At 70.1% G+C, this 26,648-nt stretch carries 25 protein-coding genes and 2 pseudogenes; 14 read left to right on the forward strand and 13 right to left on the reverse strand.

All coding sequences use genetic code 11. The annotated features are described in order from the left end of the window. Positions 1–43 precede the first annotated feature (43 nt). Positions 44–712, reverse strand: coding sequence for a GntR family transcriptional regulator (locus L632_RS0100675; RefSeq protein WP_028716162.1), 669 nt, complete (start codon positions 710–712; stop codon positions 44–46). A gap of 333 nt (positions 713–1,045) precedes the next feature. On the opposite strand from L632_RS0100675, the gene L632_RS0100680 reads away from it, so the two are divergent. The 7 genes from L632_RS0100680 to L632_RS0100710 all read left to right on the forward strand — a co-directional run bounded on the left by L632_RS0100680 (position 1,046) and on the right by L632_RS0100710 (position 8,930). Beyond that, the gene (locus L632_RS0100680) at positions 1,046–2,281 is read left to right on the forward strand and encodes an NRAMP family divalent metal transporter (protein WP_028716163.1); all 1,236 of its coding nucleotides are present in this window, start codon (positions 1,046–1,048) and stop codon (positions 2,279–2,281) included. A 57-nt stretch (positions 2,282–2,338) separates the two neighbouring features. Beyond that, a complete protein-coding gene (locus L632_RS0100685) occupies positions 2,339–3,112 on the forward strand; it encodes a LamB/YcsF family protein (protein WP_028716164.1) in 774 nt (257 codons plus the stop codon). Further along, positions 3,109–3,900 (forward strand): putative hydro-lyase, encoded by a 792-nt coding sequence (locus L632_RS0100690; protein WP_028711534.1) that lies wholly within the window; start codon positions 3,109–3,111, stop codon positions 3,898–3,900. The genes L632_RS0100685 and L632_RS0100690 overlap by 4 nt, the downstream gene beginning before the upstream one ends. 2 nt (positions 3,901–3,902) lie before the next feature. Then, positions 3,903–5,456 carry an urea amidolyase family protein gene (locus L632_RS0100695; protein ID WP_036696954.1) on the forward strand — a complete coding sequence of 518 codons (1,554 nt, stop codon included), beginning with the start codon at positions 3,903–3,905 and terminating at the stop codon, positions 5,454–5,456. Continuing rightward, positions 5,453–7,222: a biotin carboxylase N-terminal domain-containing protein gene (locus L632_RS0100700; protein ID WP_156933611.1), complete on the forward strand. Its 1,770-nt coding sequence runs from the start codon at positions 5,453–5,455 to the stop codon at positions 7,220–7,222. Before L632_RS0100695 ends, L632_RS0100700 begins: the two co-directional genes overlap by 4 nt. 79 nt (positions 7,223–7,301) lie before the next feature. After that, entirely contained in the window at positions 7,302–8,333 is a 1,032-nt protein-coding gene (locus tag L632_RS0100705; RefSeq protein ID WP_028716166.1) for an AbrB family transcriptional regulator, read from the forward strand. Positions 8,334–8,366: 33 nt separating this feature from the next. Then, complete coding sequence (locus L632_RS0100710; RefSeq protein WP_028711530.1) at positions 8,367–8,930, forward strand: HutD family protein; 564 nt, start codon at positions 8,367–8,369, stop codon at positions 8,928–8,930. Here the strand turns inward: L632_RS0100710 and L632_RS0100715 are convergent. The 3 genes from L632_RS0100715 to L632_RS0100725 form a co-directional block, all read right to left on the reverse strand. Next, complete coding sequence (locus L632_RS0100715) at positions 8,927–10,699, reverse strand: monovalent cation:proton antiporter-2 (CPA2) family protein (RefSeq protein ID WP_028711529.1); 1,773 nt, start codon at positions 10,697–10,699, stop codon at positions 8,927–8,929. The genes L632_RS0100710 and L632_RS0100715 overlap by 4 nt on opposite strands. A 70-nt stretch (positions 10,700–10,769) precedes the next feature. Further along, entirely contained in the window at positions 10,770–11,789 is a 1,020-nt protein-coding gene (locus L632_RS0100720; RefSeq protein ID WP_028711528.1) for an LLM class flavin-dependent oxidoreductase, read from the reverse strand. Positions 11,790–11,800: 11 nt separating this feature from the next. Further along, entirely contained in the window at positions 11,801–12,775 is a 975-nt protein-coding gene (locus tag L632_RS0100725) for a LysR family transcriptional regulator (protein ID WP_028716167.1), read from the reverse strand. Between the two features lie 121 nt (positions 12,776–12,896). Here L632_RS0100725 and L632_RS0100730 point away from each other — a divergent pair, with 121 nt between their 5' ends. Together L632_RS0100730 and L632_RS24790 are read left to right on the forward strand one after the other, a co-directional pair. After that, the gene (locus L632_RS0100730) at positions 12,897–13,841 is read left to right on the forward strand and encodes a ring-cleaving dioxygenase (RefSeq protein ID WP_028711527.1); all 945 of its coding nucleotides are present in this window, start codon (positions 12,897–12,899) and stop codon (positions 13,839–13,841) included. 151 nt (positions 13,842–13,992) lie between these two features. After that, positions 13,993–14,184 (forward strand): annotated as a pseudogene (locus tag L632_RS24790) (DUF1801 domain-containing protein); the annotation flags it as partial. Positions 14,185–14,432: 248 nt separating this feature from the next. Here L632_RS24790 and L632_RS0100735 read toward each other — a convergent pair. The 4 genes from L632_RS0100735 to trpA all read right to left on the reverse strand — a co-directional run bounded on the left by L632_RS0100735 (position 14,433) and on the right by trpA (position 18,339). Further along, entirely contained in the window at positions 14,433–15,026 is a 594-nt protein-coding gene (locus L632_RS0100735; RefSeq protein WP_028711525.1) for an NADPH-dependent FMN reductase, read from the reverse strand. Between the two features lie 242 nt (positions 15,027–15,268). Then, entirely contained in the window at positions 15,269–16,798 is a 1,530-nt protein-coding gene (locus L632_RS0100740) for a VOC family protein (protein ID WP_028716168.1), read from the reverse strand. Between the two features lie 12 nt (positions 16,799–16,810). Beyond that, on the reverse strand, positions 16,811–17,428 hold the full coding sequence (locus L632_RS0100745; RefSeq protein ID WP_028711523.1) for a glutathione S-transferase family protein: 618 nt from the start codon (positions 17,426–17,428) through the stop codon (positions 16,811–16,813). Positions 17,429–17,541: 113 nt separating this feature from the next. Beyond that, positions 17,542–18,339, reverse strand: coding sequence for a tryptophan synthase subunit alpha (gene trpA / locus L632_RS0100750; RefSeq protein WP_028711522.1), 798 nt, complete (start codon positions 18,337–18,339; stop codon positions 17,542–17,544). 125 nt (positions 18,340–18,464) lie between these two features. Here trpA and ychF point away from each other — a divergent pair, with 125 nt between their 5' ends. Further along, complete coding sequence (gene ychF, locus L632_RS0100755) at positions 18,465–19,562, forward strand: redox-regulated ATPase YchF (protein ID WP_028711521.1); 1,098 nt, start codon at positions 18,465–18,467, stop codon at positions 19,560–19,562. A gap of 79 nt (positions 19,563–19,641) precedes the next feature. Here the strand turns inward: ychF and L632_RS0100760 are convergent, their stop codons facing one another. The 5 genes from L632_RS0100760 to L632_RS0100780 are packed head-to-tail and all read right to left on the reverse strand — an operon-like array spanning position 19,642 to position 24,542. After that, on the reverse strand, positions 19,642–20,409 hold the full coding sequence (locus tag L632_RS0100760) for an ABC transporter ATP-binding protein (RefSeq protein WP_028711520.1): 768 nt from the start codon (positions 20,407–20,409) through the stop codon (positions 19,642–19,644). Then, a complete protein-coding gene (locus L632_RS0100765) occupies positions 20,406–21,386 on the reverse strand; it encodes an ABC transporter substrate-binding protein (RefSeq protein ID WP_028711519.1) in 981 nt (326 codons plus the stop codon). Before L632_RS0100765 ends, L632_RS0100760 begins: the two co-directional genes overlap by 4 nt. A 37-nt stretch (positions 21,387–21,423) precedes the next feature. Further along, positions 21,424–22,248, reverse strand: a complete 825-nt coding sequence (locus L632_RS0100770; RefSeq protein ID WP_028716169.1) for an ABC transporter permease — start codon at positions 22,246–22,248, stop codon at positions 21,424–21,426. A gap of 4 nt (positions 22,249–22,252) precedes the next feature. Beyond that, a complete protein-coding gene (locus tag L632_RS0100775) occupies positions 22,253–23,605 on the reverse strand; it encodes an LLM class flavin-dependent oxidoreductase (RefSeq protein WP_028711517.1) in 1,353 nt (450 codons plus the stop codon). A 7-nt stretch (positions 23,606–23,612) separates the two neighbouring features. Next, positions 23,613–24,542 (reverse strand): TauD/TfdA family dioxygenase, encoded by a 930-nt coding sequence (locus tag L632_RS0100780; RefSeq protein WP_028711516.1) that lies wholly within the window; start codon positions 24,540–24,542, stop codon positions 23,613–23,615. Positions 24,543–25,076: 534 nt separating this feature from the next. Between L632_RS0100780 and L632_RS24795 the strand changes: the two are divergent. The 4 genes and pseudogenes from L632_RS24795 to L632_RS0100795 form a co-directional block, all read left to right on the forward strand. Next, positions 25,077–25,196 (forward strand): annotated as a pseudogene (locus L632_RS24795) (MerR family transcriptional regulator); the annotation flags it as partial. A 95-nt stretch (positions 25,197–25,291) separates the two neighbouring features. Further along, complete coding sequence (gene pgsA, locus L632_RS0100785; RefSeq protein WP_028716170.1) at positions 25,292–25,921, forward strand: CDP-diacylglycerol--glycerol-3-phosphate 3-phosphatidyltransferase; 630 nt, start codon at positions 25,292–25,294, stop codon at positions 25,919–25,921. Further along, positions 25,911–26,162, forward strand: a complete 252-nt coding sequence (gene moaD, locus L632_RS0100790; RefSeq protein ID WP_028711514.1) for a molybdopterin converting factor subunit 1 — start codon at positions 25,911–25,913, stop codon at positions 26,160–26,162. Before pgsA ends, moaD begins: the two co-directional genes overlap by 11 nt. A 1-nt stretch (position 26,163) precedes the next feature. Beyond that, positions 26,164–26,604, forward strand: coding sequence for a molybdenum cofactor biosynthesis protein MoaE (locus tag L632_RS0100795; protein ID WP_028711513.1), 441 nt, complete (start codon positions 26,164–26,166; stop codon positions 26,602–26,604). The last annotated feature ends 44 nt before the right edge of the window (positions 26,605–26,648 follow it).

Below are 26,648 nucleotides of genomic sequence, written 5' to 3' on the forward strand. Positions count from 1 at the left end.
CGGGCAGGGCGCAAGTCCCCGGTAGGGCTGACCTGCGGCGCCGTCAGCCCAGCCGGGCAAAGGCCTCCAGCACGGCGCGCTCGGACTGGGTCAGGTAATCCTCCAGCATGCGGGCGGCGCCGGCCGGGTCGCCGGCCTCCAGCCTGCCCAGAATCTCGGCATTGCGCGAGATATAGGGGCGGTGCAGCAGCTCGGGGCTGTCCAGCAGGCCGAAGGCCAGCCGCAGCTCGGCAATGATCTGGGTGAAGAACTGGATCAGCCGCGGGCTGTCGGTCAGCGCCACGATGGCGGCGTGGAATTCCATATTGGCGCTGCCGACGCCGCGCCAGTCGGGGATCGCCTGCAGCGCCTCGGCCCGCGCGACGGCGGCGCGCATCCGGGCCACGGCGGCATGGCCGGGCCAGGCTTGGGCCAGGGCCGGCACCTCGATCAGCCGCCGCACCCGGTAGATGTCCAGGATCGAGGCCATCGAGGGCACGGCGACGAAGACGCCCCGGTTCGGCTCGTGCCGCAGGATGCCCTCGCGCGTGAGCAGGCGGAACACCTCGCGCAGCGTATTGCGCGAGATGTCCAGCTCGGCCGCCAGCCGGGCCTCGGACAGGCGTTGGCCGGGCACCAGCGCGCCGCCGGTGACCTGGTCGCGCAGCCGGGCGGCGATGCCTTCGGCGAGGCTCGCGGCGGGGCTGGGGGCGGTTTCGCGGGCTTCCGCCATCGCGGCAGGTTCCTTGGTCATGGGGGCGGATGTCGTCAGGGCGTCGGTGCGGTTTCGCGGATCGGCCGATCTTGGCCGAGAGGCCGGGGGCAAGGCAAGGCGGCCCGCGCCGATTCGTCCGGTTTTCGGCATCCTGAAGGGACGGTGGCCGCCACCCGAGCGGGCAGGACGGGCCGGAACTGCCGATGATCCGGGCAGATTATCCCTGCTTTGCAGGCATGTTGTTCAACAATTTAATCATACATGTCAAATTATCGTTGACGGATTGTCTTGTTGAATTCACAGTCGAGCTATTCCCAAGACGCACTCCACCCTTGCAGCAGGAGCAGACCGATGGCCGAATCCGTCACCTCCCCCTCTGCCGCCTCGGCTGCCGCGCGCGGCGGTTTCATGGCGGCGATCTTCCTGATGGCGACTTCGGCCATCGGGCCGGGCTTCATCACCCAGACCGCGACCTTCACGGCAAAGCTGGGCGCCGCCTTCGCCTTTGCCATCCTCGCCTCGATCGTGATCGACTTCGTGGTGCAGCTGAATATCTGGCGCATCACCGCGCTGACCCGGCGCAACGCCTCGGACACCGCGAACGCGGCGATTCCCGGCGCGGGCTATCTGCTGGCGGTGCTGGTGCTGGTCGGCGGGCTGGCCTTCAACATCGGCAACATCGCCGGGGCGGGGCTGGGCCTCAATGCCATGTTCGGGCTGGACCCCAAGATCGGCGGCGCGCTGTCGGCGGCGCTGGCCATCGGCATCTTCCTGTCGCGCCGGGCCGGGCTGCTGCTCGACCGTTCGCTGATCGGGCTGGGCCTGCTGATGATCGGCATGACGCTGGTCGTCGCCTTGGTCTCGAACCCGCCGGTCGGCGATGCGATGCGGCAGATGGTGCTGCCCGAGATCGTCGATTTCGCCACCATCACCACCATCGTCGGCGGCACGGTCGGCGGCTACATCACCTATTCCGGCGCGCACCGGCTGCTCGACAAGGGGCTGGTGGGCGAGCAGAACCTCGCCGCCGTCACCCGCGCCTCGCTGACCGGGATCGCGGTCACGGGCGTCATGCGCTTCATCCTGTTCCTGGCCATCCTGGGCGTCGTCGCCTCGGGCGTGACGCTGGACCTGTCCGGGCAGGCCGCGAACCCCGCCGCGCAGGCCTTCGCCGTGGTGCTGGGCGAATGGGGCATGCGCATCTTTGGCCTGATCTTCTGGGCCGCCGCCGTCACCTCGGTCATCGGCGCGGCCTACACCTCGGTCAGCTTCCTGGTCGCCTTCCGCACCATGGGCGACCGCGACCGCAACATCGCCACGGTGATCTTCATCGCCATCTCGCTGGCGGTCTATCTGTCGCTGGGCACCGCGCCGGCCGCCATCCTGGTCTTCGTCGGCGGCTTCAACGGGCTGATCCTGCCCATCGGCCTGACCATCTTTACCTATGTCGGCTTCGCGCGGGCCGACCTGATGGGCGGGCATGTCTATAACCGCCCGCTGCTGATCGCCAGCGCCGTGGTTTGTGCGCTGACCTGGTATATGGGCTTCAACTCCATCGGCCCGATCTTTGCCTTCCTGGCCGCCTGAGCCATGATCGCGGCAGGCCCCTCGCGGGCCCGCCGCCCCAACGTCCCGGAGGAACACATGACCCGCAACATCGACCTGAACAGCGACCTGGGCGAGGGCTATGGCGCCTGGAAGATGGGCGACGACGCCACCATGCTGGGCATCGTCAGCTCGGCCAACATCGCCTGCGGCTTTCATGCCGGCGACCCGCTGACCATCCTGGCCACCGTGCGCGAGGCGGCGGCGCGGGGCGTGGCGGTGGGCGCGCATGTCTCCTATCCCGACCGGGTGGGCTTCGGCCGCCGGCCGATGGACGTGACCCATGCCGAGCTGGTCGCGGATGTGATCTATCAGATCGGGGCGCTGCAAGGCATCTGCGCCAGCGCCGGCACCCGCGTCAGCTATGTCAAGCCGCATGGCGCGCTTTACAACACCATCGCCGTGGACCCGAAACAGGGCGCGGCGGTGATCGAGGGCATCAAGGCCGTCGATCCGGGGTTGGCCATGATGGGCCTGGCCGGGACGCAGATCCTGCGGCAAGCGGCCGAGGCCGGCTTGCCCACCATTGCCGAGGCCTTCGCCGACCGCGCCTATCGTCCCGACGGCCAGCTGGTCTCGCGCCGCGAGGCCGGCGCGGTGCTGCACGACCCCGAGGCCGTCGCCGCCCGCATGCTGCGGCTGGCGACCGAGGGCGAGATCGAGGCGGCGGACGGCTCGACCCTGCGCCTGCAGGCCGACAGCATCTGCGTGCATGGCGACAGCCCCGGCGCCGTCGCCATGGCCGCCCGCATCCGCGAGGTGCTGCTGGCGGGCGGCGTCTCCATCGCCCCGGCTGCGGGGGGCGCGGCATGACCCTGCTGCCCGATCCCGCCTCCGCCCGCGCCGCCCGGCTGGCCTGCCGCGAAGGCGCGCCCCGTCCCACGGCGGGCATGGCGCCGGGCTTCACCCAGTGCAACATGATCTCGCTGCCCAAGGACTGGGCCTGGGATTTCCTGCTTTACGCGCAGCGCAACCCCAAGCCCTGCCCGGTGCTGGACGTGACCGATCCCGGCAGTCCCCGCACCGCGCTTGCGCCGGATGCCGACCTGAGGACCGACATCCCGCTTTATCGCATCTGGCGCGACGGCGTGCTGGCCGAGGAGACCCCCGACGCCAGCGCGGCCTGGGCCGAGCATCCCGATCTGGTGACCTTCCTGATCGGCTGCTCGTTTACCTTCGAGACGCCCCTGCAACAGGCCGGGATCGAGATCCGCCACATCGCCGAAGGCTGCAACGTGCCGATGTTCCTGACCGACCGCGACTGCCGGCCGGCGGGGCGGCTGCATGGCAAGATGGTGGTCTCGATGCGGCCGATCCCGGCGGGGCGGGTGGCCGAGGCGGCGATGATCTCGGGCCGCACGCCGGCGGTTCACGGCGCCCCGGTGCATATCGGCGCGCCCGAGGCCCTGGGCATTGCCGACCTGTCGCGTCCCGATTTCGGCGACCCGGTGCCGATCCGGCCGGGCGAGGTGCCGGTGTTCTGGGCCTGCGGCGTGACCCCGCAGGCGGCGCTGATGGCGTCGAAACCGCCCTTCGCCATCACCCATGCGCCGGGCTACATGTTCATCACCGACGTGCCCGACACGCATTGGCAGGTGTGACCATGCGCTTCCTGCCCATCGGACCCCGGACCCTGCTGGCGGAACTGGACGACCTGGACCAGACGCTGGCGCTGTTCGACGCGCTCGTGGCCGATCCGGTGCCCGGCGTGGCCGAAATCGTCCCGGCCGCCCGCACGCTGATGATCCGCACCGCGCCGGGCACCGCCGCCGACGCGCGGTTGGCCGGCGCGGTCCTCGCCCGCCAGCCCGCCCCCGGCACGCCGCCCAATGCGCGCGCCAGCGAGACGGTCGAACTGCCCGTGACCTATGACGGCGAGGATCTGGCCGATGTCGCGGCCCATATGGGCGTGACCGCGGCCGAGGTGATCGCCGCCCATCAGGACACCACCTGGCAGGTGGCCTTCTGCGGCTTCGCGCCCGGTTTCGCCTATATGACCTGCGACGATGCCCGCTTCGACCTGCCGCGCCGCCCGGCGCCGCGCACCCGCATCCCGGCGGGTTCGGTGGCGCTGGCCGGGCGCTTCTGTGGCGTCTATCCGCAGGAGACCCCGGGTGGCTGGCAGCTGATCGGCCGCACCGAGGTGCCGATGTGGGACCTGTCCCGCGACCCGCCGGCGCTGCTGCGCCCCGGCGTGCGCTGCCGCTTTGTCGCGCGCAGGGCCGAGGTCCACGCCTCGGCCGCCGTCCCGCAATCGCAGCCCCAGCAGGGCCTGCGCGTGCTGTCCACCGCCTTTCCCATCGTCTTTCAGGACGAGGGGCGGCCGGGGCAGGGCGGGCAGGGTGTCTCGGCCTCGGGCGCGCTGGACATGGGCGCGGCGCGCCGGGCCAATCGCGCCGTCGGCAACCCTTCGGACGCGCCGGTGCTGGAGATCACGCTGGGCCCCGTCCGCCTGCAAGCCGACCAGCCGATGACTCTGGCCCTGACCGGTGCGGCGCAGGCCAGCATCGCCGGCCATGCCGTGCCACGCGGCGCGGCCTTCGCCGTCGATGCGGGCGACGAGATCGCCATCGACCCGCCCGGCGCGGGCATGCGCAGCTATCTCGCCCTGCGCGGCGGGTTCCGGGTCGCGCCGGTCCTGGGCTCGGCCGCCACCGATACGCTGGCCCATGTCGGGCCGGGGCCGATCACGGCGGGCGCGGTGCTTGCCCCTGCGAACCGTCCCGCCGTCGCTGCTGCCGCCGCGGAAGCCGAACCCGCCTTGCCGAAACCCGGCGATCTGGTCGAGCTGCCGGTGACGCTCGGCCCCCGCACCGACTGGTTCACGCCCGAGATGGTCCGGCATTTCCTGACACAGGAATGGCTGGTGACGCCGCAAAGCTCGCGCGTCGGCATCCGCCTGCAGGGCGATGCGGTGACGCGCGAGGATGCGACCGAGCTGCCCTCGGAAGGGACCGAGACCGGCGCCATCCAGATCCCGCATTCCGGCCAGCCGGTGCTGTTCCTGGCCGACCATCCGCTGACCGGCGGCTATCCGGTCATCGCCACCCTGCGCCCCGAGGCGCTGGACCTGGCCGGGCAGATCCCGCCCGGTGCCCGCATCCGCTTTACCGCCAGCGCCGATTTCGCCCCCATCACGCCAGAGAGGCCCGCATGACCATCTTTGCCACCGGCCCCACCCGCCCCATCCGCCGCCTGCTGATCGCCAACCGGGGCGAGATCGCCGTCCGCGTGATCCGCGCCTGCCGCGACGAGGGTATCGAAAGCGTCGCCGTCTATGCCGATGCCGACCGCGACGCGATCTTCGTGCGCATGGCCGACCAGGCGCGCGCTCTGGGGGGCGACAAGCCCGCCGAGACCTATCTGGATGCCGGCAAGATCATCGCCATCGCCCAGGCGGCGGGGGCCGACGCCATCCATCCGGGCTATGGCTTCCTGTCCGAGCGTGCCGAATTCGCGCAGGCGGTGCAGGATGCCGGGCTGATCTGGATCGGCCCCGATCCCAAGGTGATCGAGGCTCTGGGCGACAAGATCGAGGCCCGCCGCATCGCCGAGGCCGTCGGCGCGCCGCTGGTCGCCGGCACCCCCGGGCCGGTCGAAAGCGCCGCCGAGGCGCTGGCTTTCGCCAAGCAGCATGGCCTGCCCATCGCCATCAAGGCCGCTTTCGGCGGCGGCGGGCGCGGCATGAAGGTCGCCTGGCGGCTGGAGGAGGTCGAGGAGCTGTTCGAATCCGCCACCCGCGAGGCGCTGACCGCCTTCGGCCGTGGCGAATGCTTCATCGAGCAGTTCCTCGACCGTCCGCGCCATGTCGAGGCGCAGGTGCTGGCCGACAAGCACGGCACCGTCAAGGTGATCGGCACCCGCGACTGTTCCCTGCAGCGCCGCAACCAGAAACTGGTCGAGGAAGCGCCGGCGCCCTTCCTGACCGACGAGCAGCGCGCCCGCATCCACGACTCGGCCCGCGCCATCTGCGCCCATGCCGGCTATTCGGGGACGGGGACGGTGGAATACCTGCTCTCGGCCAATGGCACGATCTCGTTTCTGGAGGTGAACACCCGGCTGCAGGTCGAGCATCCGGTGACCGAGGAAACCACCGGCATCGACCTGGTGCGCGCCATGATCCGCGTGGCGCAAGGCGCAAGGCTGGCCGACGAGACGGTGCCCGAACCGCGCGGCCACGCCATCGAGTTCCGCATCAATGCGGAAGACCCGGCCCGGGGGTTCCTCCCCACTCCCGGGCCGGTCGAGGTCTTCGATGCGCCCTCGGGGCCGGGCATCCGCATGGATAGCGGCGTGGCGCAGGGCTCGGTGGTGCCGGGCAGCTTCGATTCGCTGATGGCCAAGCTGATCGTCACCGGCGCGACCCGGCAGGAGGCCCTGCAGCGCGCCGAACGGGCGCTGCGCGAGTTCCGCATCGAGGGCGTGGCCTCGGTGCTGCCCTTTGCCCGCGCCGTGCTGGCCCAGCCGGATTTCCGCGCCGAGGACGGGGATTTCCGCGTCCATACCCGCTGGATCGAGACCGATTTCGCCGAGGCGCTGGCCGAGGCGGTCGCCCCCCATGCCCGCGTCGCGCCGGCCGCGCCGGCGCCGCTGCTGCGCCTTGCCGTCGAGGTCGACGGCAAGCGGCACGTGCTGGGCCTGCCCGCGAACCTGCTTTCGGCGCTGCCCGCGGGCGGCGGCGGACCCGCCCCGCAACCCGCGTCCGAGGCGGATGAGGCGCTGCTGACCGCCCCGGTCCCCGGCACGCTGACGCTGTGGCAGGCCGAGGACGGGGCCGAGGTCGAACAGGGCCAGGTCGTCGCCGTCATCGAGGCGATGAAGATGGAGACCCGCATCGAGGCGCATCGCGCGGGCAAGCTGACCCGCATCGCCGCGCAGGGCGAGGTGCTGGGATTCGGCGCGGCCCTGGCGCGGATCGGCTGAGCCGCTTTGACATTCCCCGGCGGGCCGTGCCAATTCGGCCTGCCGGCGCGCGGGCGCCGGATGCCTGCCGGGAATGACGATGAGCTTGCCGAAACGCCGTATCCTGACCTTCGTTCTGGCCGCCCTGGGCGGCGCGGCCTTCCTGCTGCTGCATCTGCCGCTGCCCATGCTGCTGGGGCCGATGCTGGCCTGCCTGATCGCGGCGCTGGCCGGTGCGCCCCTGGCCGGGGCCGGCCAGTTCGGCATCTTCATGCGCACCATCCTGGGGGTGGCGGTCGGTGCCTCGATCACGCCCGGCGTGCTGGCGGAGCTGCCGGATGTGGCGGCATCGCTGCTGTTCGTGCCGGGCTTCATCGGCGTGATCGCGCTGGTCGGCTATCCGCTGTTCCGCCGCGCCTTCGGCTTCGACCATGCGACGGCCTGGTATGGCGCCATGCCCGGCGGCTTGCAGGACATGCTGGTCTTTGGCGAAGAGGCCGGGGGCGACATCCGCGCGCTGTCGCTGATCCATGCGACGCGGGTGCTGGTGATCGTCACCGTCGCGCCGCTGATCATGACCGGCTGGTGGGGCGTGGACCTGTCGCAGCCGCCCGGCGCGCCGATGCGCGCCACCGGCGCGGCCGAGATCGCGCTGATGCTCGCCGCCGGGCTGGTGGGCTGGAAGGGGGCCGAGCGGCTGGGCGTCTTCGGCGCCTCGATCCTGGGGCCGATGGTGCTGACGGCGGCGCTGTCGCTGTCGGGCCTGATCACCCATCGCCCGCCGGCCGAGATGATCCAGGCCGCGCAATTCTTCATCGGCATCGCCGTCGGGGTGAAATATGCCGGCATCACCCTGCGCGAGCTGCGGCTGCATGTCACGGCGGGGCTGGTCTATGCGCTGCTGCTGGCCGCGATCAGCCTGGTCTTCATCGAGGTGATCGTGCATCTGCGGCTGGCGCCGGGGCTCGACGCCTTTCTGGCCTTCCTGCCGGGCGGGCAGGCCGAGATGGTGGTGATCGCGCTGATCGCCGGGGCGGACCTGGCCTATGTGGTCAGCCATCACCTGCTGCGCATGGTCATCGTCATCGTGCTGGGGCCGGTGGTGGGCAAGGTCCTGGGCCGGCGCATCTAGGCCCCGTGCCGCAACCAGAGGAGGAGGAGACGCATGAGCCATCGCATCCTGAAAGCCGCCGACCATCGCCGCATGCCGTGGAAGAACGGCCGCGGCGAGACGGTCGAGATCGCGGTTTACCCTGAAGGCGCGGGTCTGGCCGATTTCGGCTGGCGCGTCAGCATGGCGGGCGTGACCGAGGACGGCGATTTCTCGCTCTTTCCGCAGATCGACCGCACGCTGGCGGTGCTGACCGGCGAGGGGATCGAGCTGCAGGTGCAGGGGCAGCCCACGCAGCGGCTGACCCCGGAAGCCGAGCCGCTGGCCTTTCCGGCGGATGTGCCGAGCTCGGCGCGGCTGCTGGCGGGGCCGATCACCGACCTGAACGTGATGACCCGGCGCGGCGCCTTCACGCATCGGCTGGTGCGGTCGACCGAGGCGGACGGGGGCGCGGCGGAATGGCGGCTGCTGCTGGCGACCGCGCCGGTGGTGCTGGATTTCGCAGGCGAAACCGTGGTGCTGGAGCCGCTCGATGCGCTGTTCTGCGAAGGCCCCGAGGCGGCGCTGCCCCTTGGCCCGGTCCCGGATGCCTGGCTGATCGAGATCGACCGCGCCTAGTCCCGGCGGTTGCCGAGCAGCAGGTCGCGGCCGGCGAACAGGCCGCCGACGCATTCCATCTGAAACCGCTCCATGTCGCGGCCGCGGATCTCGGCCATGACCTCCTCGACCTCGTCCGGGTCGTCGCCAAGCTGCAGCAGCGCCTCGCGGCCCATGGCGAAGGCGCTTTCCAGCGTCTCGCGCAGCTGATAGTCGGCGCCGGCCTCGACCAGTTCCCGCGCATGTTCGCGGTCGAAGGCGCGGGCGATGACCGGAACCAGCGGGAATTCGTGCTTGACCAGCGCGACGATGCGGGTGGTGGCCTGGCGGTCGCCGGGCACGGCGACGATCAGGCTGGCATTGCCGGCCCCGGCGGCGTGCAGGATGTCCAGCCGCGCGCCGTCGCCATACCAGACCTTGAAGCCGAATTCGTCGGCATCGCGGATGGTTTGCGGATCGCTTTCGATGATCGAGATGGAATGCCCGCGCGCGATCAGCGGCTGGCTGACGATCTGGCCCATGCGGCCGAAGCCGATCATCAGCACCCGCGCCTCCAGCCCCTCGGCCGCCTCGACCCCGTCGAGCGAGGGGGCGGGTTTCGGCGCCAGCCGGTCGTGCAGGATGATCATCAGCGGCGTCAGCACCATCGAGACGATGACGATGGCGGTCAGCACGGCATTGTCCTGGCCGCTGATGATGCCGAACTGCATGGCGCTGGAATACAGCACGAAGGCGAACTCGCCGCCCTGCGCCATCAGCACCGCGCGCTCCAGCGCCTCGGCGCGGCTGGCGCGCAGCACCCGGCCGACGGTATAGATCACCAGCATCTTCAGCAGCATATAGGCCGGCACGCAGATCGCGATCAGCGCCCAGTTGGCGGCGATGATCCGCAGGTCCAGCGCCATGCCGACGCCCAGGAAGAACAGGCCCAGCAGCAGGCCGCGAAAGGGTTCGACATCCGCCTCGAGCTGGTGGCGGAAGCTGGATTCCGACAGCAGCACCCCGGCCAGGAAGGCGCCCATCGCCATGGACAGCCCGCCCCATTGCATCAGCAGCGCCGCGCCCAGCACCACCAGAAGCGCGGCGGCGGCCATCACCTCGCGCCCGCCGAACCGGGCAAGCAGGCCGAACAGCGGGTTCAGCAGATAGCGCCCGGCCGCCACCAGCACGGCGATGCAGCCCAGCCCGACGGCGATGCCCAGAAGGCGCTGGGGCAGGGTCACTTCCTCGCCTCCCGGCGCGAGAAAGGCGACCAGCGCCAGCAGCGGCACGATGGCCAGGTCCTCGAACAGCAGGATGGCGATGATGCGGCGGCCCTTGGGCAGCGCCATCTCGCCCCGCTCGGCCAGCATCTGCATGACGATGGCGGTCGAGGTCAGCACGAATCCGGTCCCCGAGACGAAGCTGGCGGCGACCGGAAAGCCGAGCGCCAGCCCGACGCAGGTCAGCGCCGCGATGGCCAGCAGCACCTGGGCAAGGCCCAGCACGAAGATCTCGCCCCGCATCGCCCAAAGCCGCGAGGGCTGCATCTCCAGCCCGATCACGAACAGGAACAGCACCACGCCCAGCTCGGCGACATGGATGATCGCCTGCGGGTCGTGGAAAAAGCCCAGCCCGAAGGGCCCGATCGCCAGTCCCGCCGCCAGATAGCCCAGCACCGAGCCCAGCCCCATCCGGCGAAACAGCGGCACCGCCAGAACCGCCGCCGCCAGCAGCACGACCACGCTCAGCAGCGGCACCCCGCCGCCATGTGCCGCCGCCCCGGCGGCGGCCGTCACCTCTGTCGCCATCCGTCCCCCGTTCGCGCTGGTTTCCGGGGCAAAGCCTATACCCCGTCCCCGCGATCACAAAGCCCCCCGCTCAGCGCCAGCCGAGCGCGGGCGCGACGTGTTTCAGCACCGCCTCGATCACATGGGCGTTGTAATCGACGCCCAGCTGGTTCGGCACGGTCAAGAGCAGCGTGTCGGCCTCGGCGATGGCCTCGTCCTCGCGCAGCTCCTCGACCAGCCGGTCCGGCTCGCCGGTATAGCCGCGGCCGAAGATCGAGCGGGTCTCCTCGATGAAGCCGATCTGGTCGCCTTCCTTGCCGCCGCGGCCGAAATACATCCGGTCGCGGTCGTCCATCAGCGGAAAGATCGAGCGGCTGACCGAAACCCGCGGCGCGCGCTCGTGCCCCGCCGCCGCCCAGGCCTCGCGATAGGCGCGGATCTGCTCGGCCTGCTGGATGTGGAAGGGCTTGCCGTTCTCGTCCGTCTTGAGGGTCGAGCTTTGCAGATGCATGCCCAGCTGCGCCGCCCAGCGGGCGGTGGCGTTCGAGGCCGCGCCCCACCAGATGCGGTCGCGCAGGCCCGGCGAATGCGGCTCGATCCGCAGCAGGCCGGGCGGGTTCGGGAACATCGGCCGCGGGTTCGGCCGGGCGAAGCCGTGCCCCTCGATCACGTTCAGGAACACCTCGGCATGGCGGCGCGCCATGTCGGCGTCGCTTTCCCCCTCGGCCGGGGAATAGCCGAAATAGCGCCAGCCCTCGATCACCTGCTCGGGCGAGCCGCGCGAGATGCCAAGCTGCAGCCGCCCCTGCGCGATCAGGTCGGCCGCCCCGGCATCCTCGGCCATATACAGCGGGTTTTCATAGCGCATGTCGATGACCGCCGTGCCGATCTCGATGCGGCTGGTGCGCGCCCCCACCGCCGCCAGCAGCGGGAAGGGCGAGGCGAGCTGGCGGGCATAGTGATGGACGCGGAAATAGGCGCCGTCCGCGCCCAGTTCCTCGGCGGCGACGGCCAGCTCGATGGATTGCAGCAGCACGTCCTGGGCGCTGCGGGCCTGCGAGGCGGGCTCGTCCGACCAATGGCCGAAGGACAGGAAGCCGATCTTCTTCACGCCAGGTTTCATCAGGGGGCGACCTTTGGGGTTGTGGGTTCCCGGGATATGGGGTCGCGGCGGCCCGATCCCCAGCCCGCCTGCCAGGCCGGGCTGTGCAGTTCCGCGGCCAGATGGTCGATGAAGCGGCGCAGCTTGGCCGGCATGGGCTGGACTGGCGGCCAGACCGCGACGATGGGCAGCGGCCTGGTGCCGAAGCCGGTCAGCACCCGTTCCAGCCGCCCCTCGGCCAGCGCGGGCGCGACGATGAAGCCGGGCAGGATGGCCAGCCCCAGCCCCTCGATGGCCATGTCGCGGATCGCCTCGCCGTTGTTCATCGACAGCCGCCCCTGCACCAGGGGCGAAACGAAGCGGTCGCGGTCCTGGAACTGCCAGAGCTGGCTGTTCGGCAGGTGGCTGTAGCCGATCACCTCATGCTCGCGCAGGTCGGCCAGGGACTGCGGGCGGCCCCTGCGGTCCAGATAGGCGGGGCTGGCGCAGGCGACGCTTTCATCCTCGCACAGCTTGCGCTGCATCAGCGCCTTGTCGCGCATCTTGCCGATGCGGATGCCGATGTCGAAGCCCTCGCGCGCCAGGTCGCGGCTGCGGTCGTCGTAATCGACGCTGATCTCCAGCTCGGGGTTCTGGGCGGCGAAGCGGGCGATGATCGGCCCCAGATGCAGCACGCCGAAGCTCATCGGCGCGGCGATGGACAGGCTGCCGCGCAGCGGCGCCAGCCCGTCCATGTCCCAGGCGGTGCTTTCGGCAGCCGCGACCAGCTCGGCCAGCGCCGGGCGCAGCCGCTCGGCCAGGCGCAGCGCCGCCTCGGTGGGGGTGATGCGGCCGGCATTGCGGCGAAACAGCGCCGCGCCCAGCGTCGCCTCCAGGTCGGTGATGCGCTTGCTGACCACGGATTTCGACAGGTTCAGCCGCGCGGCGGCGGCGGTGACGGTGCCCAGCTCCATCACCGTCAGGAAGGTTTCCAGATCGTTCAGGTCGTAACGCATGGCCCGAGCTTACCCGGTCCCGCGCCGTTCGCAATCGGCGAACGCAAGGTTCGCGGCCGCTCCGGTGGCGGAAACGGCCGCGATGCCCGATATTGATGCCAAGAGAGAAAGGAGGCCCATCATGGAGCTGACCGGAATTCACCACCTGACGGCGATCACCGCCGATGCGCCCGGCAACAAGCGGTTCTATACCGACACGCTGGGGCTGCGGCTGGTCAAGAAGACCGTCAACCAGGACGACACCAGCGCCTATCACCTGTTCTATGCCGACGGGCTGGCCCGGCCCGGCACCGACCTGACCTTCTTCGACTGGCCGGCGGCGCCCGAGCGGCGCGGCACCCATTCGATCAGCCGCACCGGGCTGCGGGTCGCCGGCGACAGCCTCGACTACTGGGCCGGGCGGCTTGCGGATCGCGGCCTGACCCTGGGGCGGATCGCCGAGATCGACACCCGCGCCAGCCTCGATTTCGAGGACCCCGAGGGCCAGCGTTTCCGCCTGACCGCGGATGCGCCCGATGCCGAGCCCGCGCCCTGGGCGAAAAGCCCGGTGCCGGTGCAGCACCAGATCCACGGGCTGGGGCCGATCACCATCTCGGTGCCGGACCTGGCCCCGACCGAGTCGGTGCTGACCCGGGTGATGGGCATGCGCAAGGTCCGCGACTATGCCAGCCCCGACGGGCATGGCACGGTTCATGTCTACGAGATGGGCCGCGGCGGCCCCGCGGCCGAGCTGCATGTCGCGGTCCAGCCCGACCTGCCCACGGCGCGCCAAGGCGCGGGCGGGGTGCATCATGTCGCCTTCCGCGTGCCCGACAAGCCGGCCATTCACGAATGGGCCAAGCGGCTGACCGGGATGCGGGTGCCCAATTCGGGCGAGGTCGAGCGTTACTATTTCCGCTCGCTCTATTTCCGCGAGCCGGGCGGCAACCTGTTCGAGATCGCCAGCGACGAGCCCGGCTTCGCCGTAGACGAGCCGCTGGAGAGCCTGGGCGAGACGCTGTCCCTGCCGCCCTTCCTGGAAGGGCAGCGCGCGCAGATCGAGGCGCGGCTGAAGCCGCTGGACTGAGCCCTGCCGAACCGAAGGAAAGGCCGCCGGAGCGATCCGGCGGCCTTTTCCCTGCGCGCGGGAATCCGCCAGCAGCCGGCGGGCCTGTTGCCGCATCGGCGATTTCGCCCCATGCTCCCGACCGCGGCAGGACGGAAGGGAGCGACACGGCATGAGCCAGCCGGAAACGGAACAGCCCGCCTCGCAGCTGATCGATGCGCGGATCAAGGAACTGGGCGATTGGCGCGGCGAGACCCTGGCGCGGCTGCGCACCCTGATCCACGAGGCCGATCCCGAGGTGGTCGAGGAATGGAAATGGCGCGGCGTGCCGGTCTGGTCGCATGACGGCATCCTCTGCACCGGCGAGACCTACAGGCAGGTGGTCAAGATGACCTTCGCCAAGGGCGCGGCGCTGGAAGATCGATCCCGCGGGCCTGTTAAACGCCAGCCTGGAGGGCAATACCCGCCGCGCCATCGACCTGCGCGAGGGCGACCGGATCGATGCCGGGGCGCTGAAGGCGCTGATCCGCGCCGCCGTGGCGCTGAACACGGCCAGCAAGAAAAAGGGGCGGTCGAAGTGACCGCCCCCCTGCGCTGCGTGACCCGGATGCCTCAGGCGGTCCTGGCGCGCTGCGCCATGGTCGCTTCGGCCCACCAGCGCAATTCGTCCAGCATGGCGTTCAGCGCCGGCAGCAGGTTCGCCTCGACCTCGGCCATCTCGCCATTGGCGCCCAGCGGCGAGACCTTGAAGAAATCGCCGCCGCCCAGATGCACGGCATTGCGCAGCGGCACCATCTGCAATTCGACGGCGATGCCGCGCAGGTGCTCGATGGCGCGGGCGGCGCCGACGCCGCCATAGCCCATGGCCGCCGCCGGCTTGTGGTTCCACTCCTTGTAGGCCTGGTCCAGCGCGTTCTTCAGCGAACCGCTGACCGAATGGTTGTATTCCGAGGTCAGGAAGACATAGCCGTCGAACCCGGCCAGCTTCTGCTGCCATTTCACCGCCCGCGGGTCCTGCGACGGCACCCAGAGGTTCGAGGCGACCTCGTCGAACAGCGGCAGGTCGTAATCGCGCAGGTCCACCAGCTCGAAGCTCATGTCCTCGCGCTTTTGCGCGTTTTCCAGCAGCCAGGCGGCGGGCTTGTCGGCAAAGCGCGCGGCGCGGGTCGAGCCGATGATGATGGCGATATGCGGCTTCTTGCTCATGGGGTCAGGTCCTTCGTGATGGTCTTGCAGGCCGTCGCGGCCTCGGGATCGGATGTCGTGCCCTCAAACTGGCCCTCGCGGGGCTTTCGGGCAAGCCAACCGGAATCGGAAGCGGCGTTCGAAAATCGGAAACAAGTCCTCGGAAAGGAACGGGCGGGCCTCGCGACCCGCCTGTCCGCCTTCTCTGTTTCACAAATACCCATGCGGCAGCGCGGAGGGTCGCCGCGCTGCCGGTCCGGCCCTCAGCCGCGGCCCAGCCAGTCGGCGGCCAGCGTCAGGTCCTCGGGCTGAAGCTCGTGCCCCGCCTCGACGGCCCGCGCTTCCAGCGCCGCGCCGCCGTCCTGCAAGGCGCGCTCCAGCGCCGGGGCCATGCGGGCGAAGGGATCGCGGGCGCCGGTCAGCATCAGCACCCGGCTGCCGGCCAGGGCCTGCGGCTCCAGCGCCGGCGGCTCCTCCAGCACCTGCACGGCGCGCAGCAGAACCGCGCGGCCGATCAGGCCGGGATGCAGCTGCATGACCGCGCCCAGCAGGTTCGCGCCGTTGGAATAGCCCAGATAGGCCAGCGCCGCGGGGTCCAGCCCGTAGGCCCGCGCCGCCTCGTCGATGAAGCCGGCAAAGGCCCCGGCCTCGGCGCGGACATCGGTCTGGTCATAGGTCACCGCGTCATAGCGGCGGAACCAGCGATTGATGCCTTCCTCGGTCGAGCGGCCGCGGACGCCCAGCAGCGTGGCGCGGGGCGCGATCCGATGCGCCAGCGGCATCAGGTCGGATTCGTTGCCGCCGGTGCCGTGCAGCAGGACGATGGTGCTGCCGTCCGGGTTTTCCGGCCGGTGGAAACGGTGGATGAAATGCAGATCGCGCATCGGGCTCCTTTCCTCGCCCGGCAGGGCGAATTGCGGCAGGATCACGCGCAGGTCCTCGGCGCGGGCCGCGTCATGGGGCGGGACGAACAGCGTCTCGCCCAAGTGCTCGGCCGCCTCGTCCACGGTGAACCCGGGGGCGTCGGTGGCATATTCCAGCAACGTCCCCGCCGGCTCGCGTACATAGAGCGACAGGAAATATTTCCGGTCATGCACGCTGGTCGCGTCGGTATCCTGCAGCGCCAGCCGCATCCGGCGCACGGCATCGGCGTCCGGCGCCCGGAAGGCGACGTGATCCAGGATGCCGGTGCCGGGAATGCCCGGAAAGAAGCCGGTGGCGTCGCGGATGTCGACGACATCCGTGTCGGATTCCATGCGCTGCACCGCGCCCTCGGCCGCGCCGGGGCGATAGCCGAAGCGGGTCAGGAAATCGCGCGTTGCCGCGGGCTGCTCGGTCAGGATGGTGACGCCGCGCAGCCGCGTCGGCGCGATCGGATCGGGCAGGGGTGCCGCGGCCGGCAGCTCCGCCCCCACCAGCTTGACGATCACGCCGTCGGGATCCTTGAGGCGCAGCACCGTCTCGCCCCGCTCGCGCAGCGGTCCCTCGACCGGCACGCGCGCGGTCATGGCGCGGGTCAGCCAGTCGCCGATGCTTTGGGGCGGCACGGCCAGCGCGATCTCGGCAACCTGGCCATGGCCGACCCGGCCCGGCGCCCCGTCCTCCCACACCAGGAAGGTGACGAGCGAGCCGGGCGAGCCGAGCGCGTCGCCATAGAACAGGTGCAGTTGCTCGGCATCCTCGAAGCCGCCGGTGCGCTTGACCAGCCGCAGGCCCAGGAAGCCGGCGTAGAAATCGACATTGGCCTGCACCCGGCGGGTGATGCCGGTGACGTGATGGATGCCGGTGGGCATGGGTCTATCTCCTTATGCGCCCTCTTCGCGGGCAAGGACGGTCTGCACGGCCGGATCGGCCGCGATGCGGTCATGCAGGGCCTGCACATTGGCCCAGCCATCGGTCCCCTCGGGCAGCAGCTTCGCCGCCCAACGCAGCATCGGAAAGGCATAGGCGTCGATCACCGAGCGGCGGCCCAGGATCCAGTCGCGCCCCTCCAGATGCGCGTCCAGCAGCGCCAGCCGCTTGCGGACCAGCTTGCGCGCGGCCTCCTGCACCGCCTCGCGGTCGGCCTGCTCGCGGCTGGTGGTATAGCGCTGCGGCGTGAACAGCGGAAAGAAGGCCGGATGCAGGTCGCCGGTGAAGAAGCTCGACCAGCGGTCGAGTTCCGCCTGTGCCCGCAGGTCGTCGCCGCCGGCCAGATCGGCCTTGGGATGCTTGCGCGCCAGGTGGTGCAGGATCGCGCCCGCCTGGGTCAGGATCCAGCCGTCATCCTCGCGCAGCACCGGCACGGCGCCGGCCGGGTTCACCGCCAGCAGTTCGGCCGAGCCGAATTCGACCGCCACCGCCTGATAGGGCGCGCGGGTCCATTCCAGCACGATATGGGGCGCGAGCGAGCAGGCGCCGGCATGGTAGAACAGGGTGGGCATGAAATCCTCCGTCTTGCGATGCGTCCAAGATAGCGCCGCGCCGCGTTTCCCCAACCGGCAAAGCCGGGAACGCGGCGTTCTGCACTGTCGAACGCGCCGGGCGGAGGATCGGTTCAGGCGCTGTGCGCCCCCCGGGCAAGATCGGCGACGAAGGACAGGATCTCGGGCACCGGCCGGCCCTCGCCGATCAGCTTGACGATGGCCGAACCCACGACGCAGCCATCGGCCACGCCCGCGACCGCCTGCGCCGCCTCGGGGGTCGAGATGCCGAAGCCCACCACGACCGGCAGTTTCGCGCTGGCGCGGATGCGGGCCACCTCGGGCGCGACCTCGGCCGCGTTCGCCGCAGGACCGCCGGTGATGCCCGTGACCGAGACGTAATAGACGAAGCCCGAGGTGTTCTTCACCACCGCCGGCAGGCGGCGGTCGTCGGTGGTCGGCGTTGCCAGGCGGATGAAGTTCAGCCCGGCCTCGCGCGCCGGCAGGCACAGCTCGGCATCCTCCTCGGGCGGCAGGTCGACGACGATCAGCCCGTCTACCCCGGCCGCGGCGGCCTCGGACAGGAAGCGGTCGACACCGCCCGCGCGGGCATAGATCGGGTTGTAATAGCCCATCAGAACGATCGGCGTGGCGTTGTCGGTTTCGCGAAAGGCGCGCACCATGTCCAGCACCCGGCTGACGCTGCCGCCCGCCGCCAGCGCCCGCTGGCCCGCCGCCTGGATGGTGGCGCCGTCGGCCATCGGGTCGGTGAAGGGCATGCCCAGCTCGATGACGTCCACGCCCGCGCCGGGCAGGCCGCGCATGATCTGCAGCGAGGTGTCGAAATCCGGGTCGCAGCCCATCATGTAGGCGACGAAGGCCTTGCCGCCGGTTTCGGCCAGCCGCGCGAAAGTGTCGTCGATTCTGCTCATGCGCCCCGTTCCCTCTTGTTCCGCCCAGCCCTAGCCCGCGCCCGGGGCAAGATCAACGGCCCGCCACTGGACTCGGGCGACGCCGCCCCATAATAAGCGCGGAAATCCGGGAAAAGGGGTGCATCATGGGCTTTCGCATGGGGATCGTCGGCCTGCCGAACGTGGGCAAATCGACGCTGTTCAACGCGCTGACGAAAACCGCCGCCGCGCAGGCCGCGAACTTCCCCTTCTGCACCATCGAGCCGAACGTGGGCGAGGTCGCCGTGCCCGATCCGCGGCTGGACAAGCTGGCCGAGATCGCGGGCAGCAAGCAGATCATCCCGACCCGCATCACCTTCGTCGACATCGCCGGGCTGGTGAAGGGCGCGAGCAAGGGCGAGGGCCTGGGCAACCAGTTCCTGGCCAATATCCGCGAGGTCGATGCCATCGCCCATGTCCTGCGCTGCTTCGAGGATGGCGACGTCACCCATGTCGAGGGCCGCGTCGATCCCATCGCCGATGCCGAGACCATCGAGACCGAGCTGATGATCGCCGACCTGGAATCCGTCGAGCGGCGGCTGGCCAATATCCAGCGCAAGCTGAAGGGCGGCGACAAGGAGGCCGTGGCGCAGGAAAAGCTGCTCAGGGCCGCGCAGGCGGCGCTGGAATCCGGCAAGCCCGCCCGGACCGTGCAGGTCGCGGACGAGGACCGGAAAGCCTGGGACATGCTGCAGCTGCTGACCGCCAAGCCGGTTCTGTTCGTCTGCAATGTCGAGGAAGACAAGGCCGCCACCGGCAACAGCCAGTCCGAGCGCGTGGCGCAGATGGCGGCCGAGCAGGGCGCCGGCCATGTGGTGATCTCGGCCCGGATCGAGGAAGAGATCAGCCAGCTTCCCGCCGAGGAAGCGACGATGTTCCTTGAGGAAATGGGCCTGCACGAGGCGGGCCTCGACCGGCTGATCCGCGAGGGCTACAAGCTTCTGGGCCTGGAGACCTATTTCACCGTCGGGCCCAAGGAAGCGCGCGCCTGGACCATCCACAAGGGCACGCTGGCCCCGCAGGCGGCGGGCGTGATCCATGGCGATTTCGAGCGCGGCTTCATCCGCGCCGAAACCATCGCCTATGACGACTACGTCACCTACAGGGGCGAGGCCGGCGCGCGCGAGGCCGGCAAGTTCCGCGTCGAGGGCAAGTCCTACGAGGTCAAGGACGGCGACGTCCTGCATTTCCTCTTCAACGCCTGATTGCCCGGATTTCCAGAAGACGCCGCCTAGGACCGGTCCTGCAAGGACGGGTCCTGTCGCCGCGCGTCCCCCGGGCCGTTCAGTGCAGGCCGAACTTGCCCATCAGCCGCTTGCGCAGCTGCACGAATTCGGCCGAGTTGCGGTCGCGCGGCCTGGGCAGCTCTACCGGAATCGTCGTCGGGGCCGCGCCGTCGGTGGACAGCACCAGAACCCGGTCCGCCAGGAAGATCGCCTCTTCCAGATCGTGGGTGACCAGGATCGTGGTGACGTTCTCCTCGGCCCAGATGCGGGTCAGCTCTTCCTGCATGGTCAGCTTGGTCATCGCGTCCAGCGCGCCCAGCGGCTCGTCCAGCAGCAGGATCTCGGGGCGGATGGTCAGGGCGCGGGCGATGCCCACGCGCTGCGCCATGCCGCCGGAAAGCTGGCGCGGATAGGCGTTCTGGAAATCGGTCAGGCCGACCAGATGGATGTAATGCCGCGCCTGCTCGCGGGCCCGGGATGCGGGCAGGCCGCGAACGTCCAGCCCGAAGGCCACGTTGTCCAGCACCGTCAGCCAGGGCAGCAGCCGCGGCTCCTGATAGATCACGGCGCGTTCGGTGCCCACGCCCGAGACCGGGCGGCCGTCGATCAGCACCTCGCCCCGGTCCGGGGTCTCCAGCCCGGCCAGCAGCCGCAGCAGCGTGGTCTTGCCGCAGCCGCTGGGGCCGACGATCGCCAGCGCCTCGCCGCTGCGGATATGCAGCGAGAGGTCGCGCAGGACCGGCCGCATCGCGCCCTGCAGCGGAAAGGATTTCGACAGGTTGCGCACCGCAACCTCGCCGCGGATGCTGTCGGCCGCCCGGGTCATTTCGCCGCCACCGTGCTGCCCGGCGCGAAGAGCACCTTTTCGGCCGAGAGCTGGCCGGGTTGCAGCTTGCCCTCGCGTTCCAGCACCTCGATCCAGAACTCGACGTCTCGCGGCACGGCGCGGCCGCCCTCGCGCACGCCGAACCCGGCGAAGAAGGCGGCGACGGCGGGATTCTCGCCGCGCTCCTCCAGCGCCCTGGCGATCGCGGCGCGGGTTTCCTCGGGATGCTCGCGGGCATAGTCCAGCGCCCGGGCGGATTGCTCGACATAGGTGCGGGCGGCCTCGGGATGGGCCTCGACCCAGTCGCGCCGCAGCACGGTGAAGCCGCCGGCGATCTCGCCCAGCACGTCGGTGTCGTCGAAGATCGCCCGCAGCCCGCCGGCCTCGCGCGCCACGCCCTCGAAGGTGGTCTGCCAGTAGCCGAAGGCGGCCACGTCGACCTGCCCCGAGCGCAGCACCTGTTCCAGCTGCGGCCCCGGCACCGTCACCAGATTGGCGGCGTTCTGCGCCAGGCCCTTCTGATGCAGGGCCTCGCGCACGGTATAGTCCAGATGCGCGCCCAGCGTGTTCACGGCGACGGTCTTGCCGGGCAGGTCCTCGATGCCTTGGATCGGGCTGTCTTCGAGCACGTAGAAGATCGACTGGACCTGATCGTTGATGCCGTTCGTCGGATAGGCGGCGACGAAATCGTTGCCGCCGGCGATCGAGTTCAGCACCGCCGCGGTCGCCGCGCTGCCGATCTCGATCGAGCCGCCGGCCAGTGCCATCAGCGATTCCGGGCCGCCCGAGGCATAGCCGACGTTTTCCAGCGTGATGCCGGTGCCCTCGAAATAGCCCAGCTCCCAGGCCAGCTCATGGGCGTTCAGCCCGCCATGGCTGGCCATGAAGCGCATGGTGACCTCTTCGGCATGGGCGGCCGTGGACAGAAGCGCGGCAAGGGCAGAGCCCAGGGCGATGCGGGTAAGGGGATGGGTCATCGTTTCGTTTCCTTGGAATTGCGTCGCGAGAAGGGGGTCAGGCCTGGTCCAGCGACCAGCGGCACAGCCGCCGCTGCAGCCAGATCAGCACCGCATTGGCGGCCAGCCCCAGCCCGGCCATCAGGAAGATCGCCGCGAACATCAGCGGAATCTGGAAATTGTACTGGGCATTCATTACCTGAAAGCCGATGCCCTTGTTCGTGCCGATCATCTCGGCCGCGATCAGCAGCAGCAGGGCGGTGGTGGCCGACAGCCGCAGCCCGACGAAGATCGCCGGCACCGAGGCGGGCAGCACGACGCGGCGGAAGATCTGCAACTGGCTGGCGCCGTAGCTGCGCGCCATCTCGATCAGCTTGCGGTCCACCTCCTTCACGCCGCCGATGGTGGCCAGAAGGATCGGGAACAGCGTCGCCCAGAAGATGACAAAGACCTTCGAGGCCTCGCCCAGCCCCAGCAGCAGGATGAAGACCGGATAAAGCGCCAGCGCCGAGGTCTGGCGGAACAGCTGCAGGATCGGGTCCAGCGCGCGCTCGGCCGGGCGCAGCTGGCCCATCAGCAGGCCAAGCGGGATGCCCAGCCCCACGGCGCCGAAAAAGGCCAACCCGGCGCGCTGCAGGCTGATGGCGATGTCGTCGACCAGCGCCCCGCTGGCCAGCCCCTGCCAAAGCGCGGCCGCGATCCGGTCCAGCGGCGGAAACACCGCCGGGCTGATCCAGCCCAAGGTGCTGGAGAGCTGCCACAGCACCAGGAAAACCAGCACGAGGCCATAGCGGGACAGGAAGCCGGCCACCGGCGGCATGGGCAGGCCGCGGCGCGGGCTGCCGCTGCGGCGGCGGGGCAGGTCCAGGGTTTCCAGGCTCATGGTGCTACTCCGCGGCATTGGCGGCCGCGCGGATGGCGGCGTGCCGGTTGACGGGGAAGGGCAGGCCCAGGTTCTCGCGCAGGGTCCGGCCCTCGTATTCGGTGCGGAACAGGCCGCGGCGCTGCAGTTCGGGAATGACCAGGTCGACGAAATCGCTCAGCCCGGTGGGCAGCCAGGGCGGCAGGATGTTGAACCCGTCCGCGCCCTCGTTCTCGAACCATTCCTGCAGCGTGTCGGCGATCTGCACGGCGCTGCCGATGATGGTGAAATGCCCGCGCGCCGAGGCGATCCATTGGTAGAGCTGGCGGATGGTGAAGCCGTTCTCGTCGGCGATCTGCCGGATCAGCGCCTGGCGCGACTTCATGCCCTCGGTCGGGTCCAGCGGCGGCAGCGGGCCGTCGAGATCCGCCCCGGTCAGGTCCAGCGTGCCGCCGGTCAGCCCCCTGATCAGCGCGGTGCCGTCCTCTTCCAGGATCAGGCTGGTGAGACGCTCGTATTTCTCGCGCGCCTCGGCCTCGGTCCGGCCGACGAAGGGCGCGACGCCGGGCATGATGAGCACATGCCCGGGATTGCGGCCCTGCCCGCGGGCGCGGGCCTTGATGTCGCGATAGAATTCCTGCGCGGTGTCAAGGCGCTGATGGGCGGTGAAGATCACCTCGGCGGTGGCGGCGGCAAGGCCGCGCCCGTCCTCGGACTGGCCCGCCTGCACGATGACCGGATGGCCCTGCGGCGAGCGCGGGACGTTCAGCGGCCCCCTGATCTTGAAATGCTCGCCCTCGTGATCGGTGAAATGCACCTTGCCGGTGTCGAAGAACACGCCGGTTTCCTTGTCGCGGATGAAGGCGTCGTCCTCGAAGCTGTCCCACAGCTTGCGGACCACCTCGACATGCTCGGCCGCGCGGCGATAGCGCCAGGCATGGGGGTGCTGCCGGTCGAGGTTGAAGTTATGCGCCGCGCTTTCCGTGGCGGTGGTCACCACGTTCCAGCCGGCGCGCCCGCCCGAGATCAGGTCGAGCGAGGCGAACTTGCGGGCCAGGTTGTAGGGCTCCTCATAGGTGGTCGAGGCGGTGGCGATGAAGCCCAGGTTGCGGGTCAGCGGCGCCAGCGCCGAGAACAGCGTCACCGGCTCGAACCCGGCGACCTTGGCGTTGCCGCCCTCGATGCCGCCGCCGAAGGCGATGGCCAGGCCGTCGGCCAGGAAATAGGCGTCGAACAGGCCGCGCTCGGCCTCTTGCGCCAGCTTCACATGGAAGTCGAAGCTGGTCGCGCCCTCGGCCGGCTGGTCGGGGTGGCGCCAGGCGGCGATGTGCTGGCCGCCGCCGGGAAGAAAGGCGCCTAGGCGGATCTTGCGGGTCATCTCGTCATCACTCCTTGCTGCGGCCTTGGGCGCGGGGCTTGGTCAGGGCGGTGCTGGGCCGGCCGTCCGGTCCGACCGGAATGTCGCCCTGGATCGTCACCCGGCGCACGACGCGCGGCGCATCGCCGTAGTCGTTCACCGCGACATGCTGGGTGGCGCGGTTGTCCCAGATCACCACGTCGCCGGCCTGCCAGCGCCAGCGCACGGTGTTTTCCGGCGCGGTGACATAGGATTGCAGGATCTCCAGTATCTTCTGCGATTCCTCGCGCGAGAGCCCGGCGATGCGCTGCACGAAGCTGCCCAGCACCAGCACCTTTTCTCCGGTCTCGGGATGGATGCGGACCACGGGGTGCTCGGTCTCGTAGACCTCCGAGGCGAAGACCTCGGCATGGTGCCGCCTGTCGGCCTCCGAGGCCCGGGGGCGTTGCCCGGCATAGTCATAGGCGTTCGAATGCACGGCGCGCAGCCCGTCGGCCAGCACGCGCAGCGGCTCGGGCAGGTCGGAATAGGCGGTGGCGGTATTGGCCCAGATCGTGTCTCCGCCCACCGGCGGGATGACGACCCCGCGCAGCACCGACGCCTTGGGATAGGCCTCGACGAAGGTCACGTCGGTATGCCAGCGATCCGCGCGCCCGCCGCCGCGCCGGGAATCCAGCTCCAGCACCGAATCCGTGCCGGTCACCACCGCCTGGGTCGGATGCGGGACCAGCGCGCCCAGGCGCCGGGCAAAGGATTCTTGCGCCGCATTGTCCAGATGGGTCTGCCCGCGAAAGAACAGCACCTTGTGGCGCAGAAGCAGGGCCTCGATGGCGAGGACGGTTTCTTCCAGCAGGTCGCCGGCAAGGGCGACGCCGCGGATCTCGGCGCCGATGCGCGGGGTGACGGGATGCACCCGCTCGGCGGGGATGGCGAGGCTGAAGGTTTCGTGGCGTGTCATGGGAAATCCTTTCCAAAGCCATGCAGGGGCCGGTCCCGGTCCGGCCGGGCCTTCCTGTCAGGGCTCATGTCTGTCAGTGCGAGGAGGGCGGGCGGCTCAGCGGATGCGACACCGGCGCGGGCCGGCCGGCATGCCGGGCATGGCCGGCATCGCGGGGCGCGTGGCGGGGGCTGGCATTCGGATGGACATGTCCGTCTCCTTATCACGACTGCGTTGGTAGATATTTAGGCTGCTTTGCGGCTTTCGCCGATTCCAAACTTCTCCGGGAAAAGAGAAACGATTGCTCGCAGACCCCCGCTGCGCAGCATGAAATTTCCGCCGACCTTCCGGCAGGTCCGGCCGCCGCGCGGCAGGACCGGCCTGCCGGGAACAGGGGGCGGGGCTTCGTCTCACCCCCGTTCCGGGCCGAAAGAACCGGGCGGACAAGGCCCTGTCGCGGATTTTTGCGGCGCGGGCCGTCCGGGGTTTCCTGAAGCAGGCAGCGACCGGCGTCGCCGGCGCAGGCCGCCCGAATCGGGCCTTGGGCGATGAGCCCGGCTGACCGCGCTGCGCGACGCGTTGCGGCGCATGCTGGATCATTGCGCCAGCCATACCATCGCCGATTGCCGGGTGATCGAAGTTCTGGGCGACCACGCGCTTTGCGCCCAGGACCACGACATGCCGCAAGAGAGGGCATGGCCGGGGATTGAGCGCGGCGGCGCCTCCGGTCGCCTCTTCCCCCCGTCGCGCCGAAGCCCTAGATTGCCGCCATGCGCTGGACCTTGCCCAATCTCCTGACCGTTCTGCGACTTGCGGCCGCGCCGCTGGTGCCGCTGATGTTTTTCTTCCTCAGCCGGCCCTTCGCCGATTTCGCGGCGCTGGCGCTGTTCCTGATCGCTGCCGTGACCGACTGGTTCGACGGCTACCTCGCCCGGGCCTGGGGGCAGGAAAGCCGCTTCGGCGCCGCCATGGACCCGATCGCCGACAAGGCCATGGTCATCATCGCCGTGGTGGTCATCACCGGCTATTCCGGCATGAACCCCTGGCTGATCCTGCCCGCGACGGTGATCCTGTTCCGCGAGGTCTTCGTCTCGGGCCTGCGCGAATTCCTGGGCGACAAGGCCCGGCTGCTCAAGGTCACCAAGCTCGCCAAGTGGAAGACCACGGCGCAGATGGTGGCCATCGCCGTGCTTTTCCTGGGCACCGGCCTGAACTATTATGAGACCGGCCACCCGCCCCTGGTGGGCGAGACCAGCCTGCCCTGGTCCGACAGCTGGTCGGATCTGGCGACGCAGGCCGGGCTGGCGCTGATCTGGATCGCCGCGGTGCTGACCGCGATCACCGGCTGGGACTATTTCGCCAAGGCCCGGCCCTTCCTGAGGGATGACCATGGCGCTTGACGTGCTTTACTTCGCCTGGCTGCGCGAGCGCATCGGCCAGCCGCGCGAGCGGATCGAGACCGAGGCCGCGACCGTGCGCGAACTGGTCGCGCAGCTTGCCGCCATGGACGAATGGCACGCCGCGGCGCTGGCGGATCTGTCTGCGGTGCGCGTCGCCGTCGATCAGGAGCTGGCCGATCTGGACGCGCCGCTTTCCGGCGCGCGCGAGGTCGCCTTCTTTCCGCCGATGACCGGGGGCTGAGATGTCGGCCCGGGTCCAGAGCGCGCCTTTCGACCTTGGCGCCGAACTGGCGGGTTTCGGCGCGGGCTCCGGCGCGGTCGTCACCTTCACCGGCCTGGTGCGCGACGAAGGCGGCCGGCTGCAGGCGCTGGAGATCGAGCATTACCCCGGCATGACCGAAAAGGCGCTGGCCGCCTATGGCGAGCAGGCGGCGCGGCGCTTCGGGCTGGACGACTGGCGCATCCTGCATCGCCACGGGCGGCTGGCGGCGGGCGAACCGATCATGATGGTCGCCACCGCGGCCCGCCATCGCGAGGCGGCCTTCCAGGCGGCGGAATACCTGATGGACTGGCTGAAATCCCGCGCGCCGTTCTGGAAGCGCGAGATCGGCCCGGACGGCCCCGGCGCCTGGGTCGAGGCCCGCGCCGAGGACGAGGATGCATTGTCGCGGTGGCAAGGCTGACGTTGCAATCCGGGACTGCCGCAAGCATATAGACCGCAACCAGA

Source organism: Paracoccus sp. J39 (genome assembly GCF_000518925.1).
Taxonomy (GTDB): Bacteria; Pseudomonadota; Alphaproteobacteria; order Rhodobacterales; family Rhodobacteraceae; genus Paracoccus.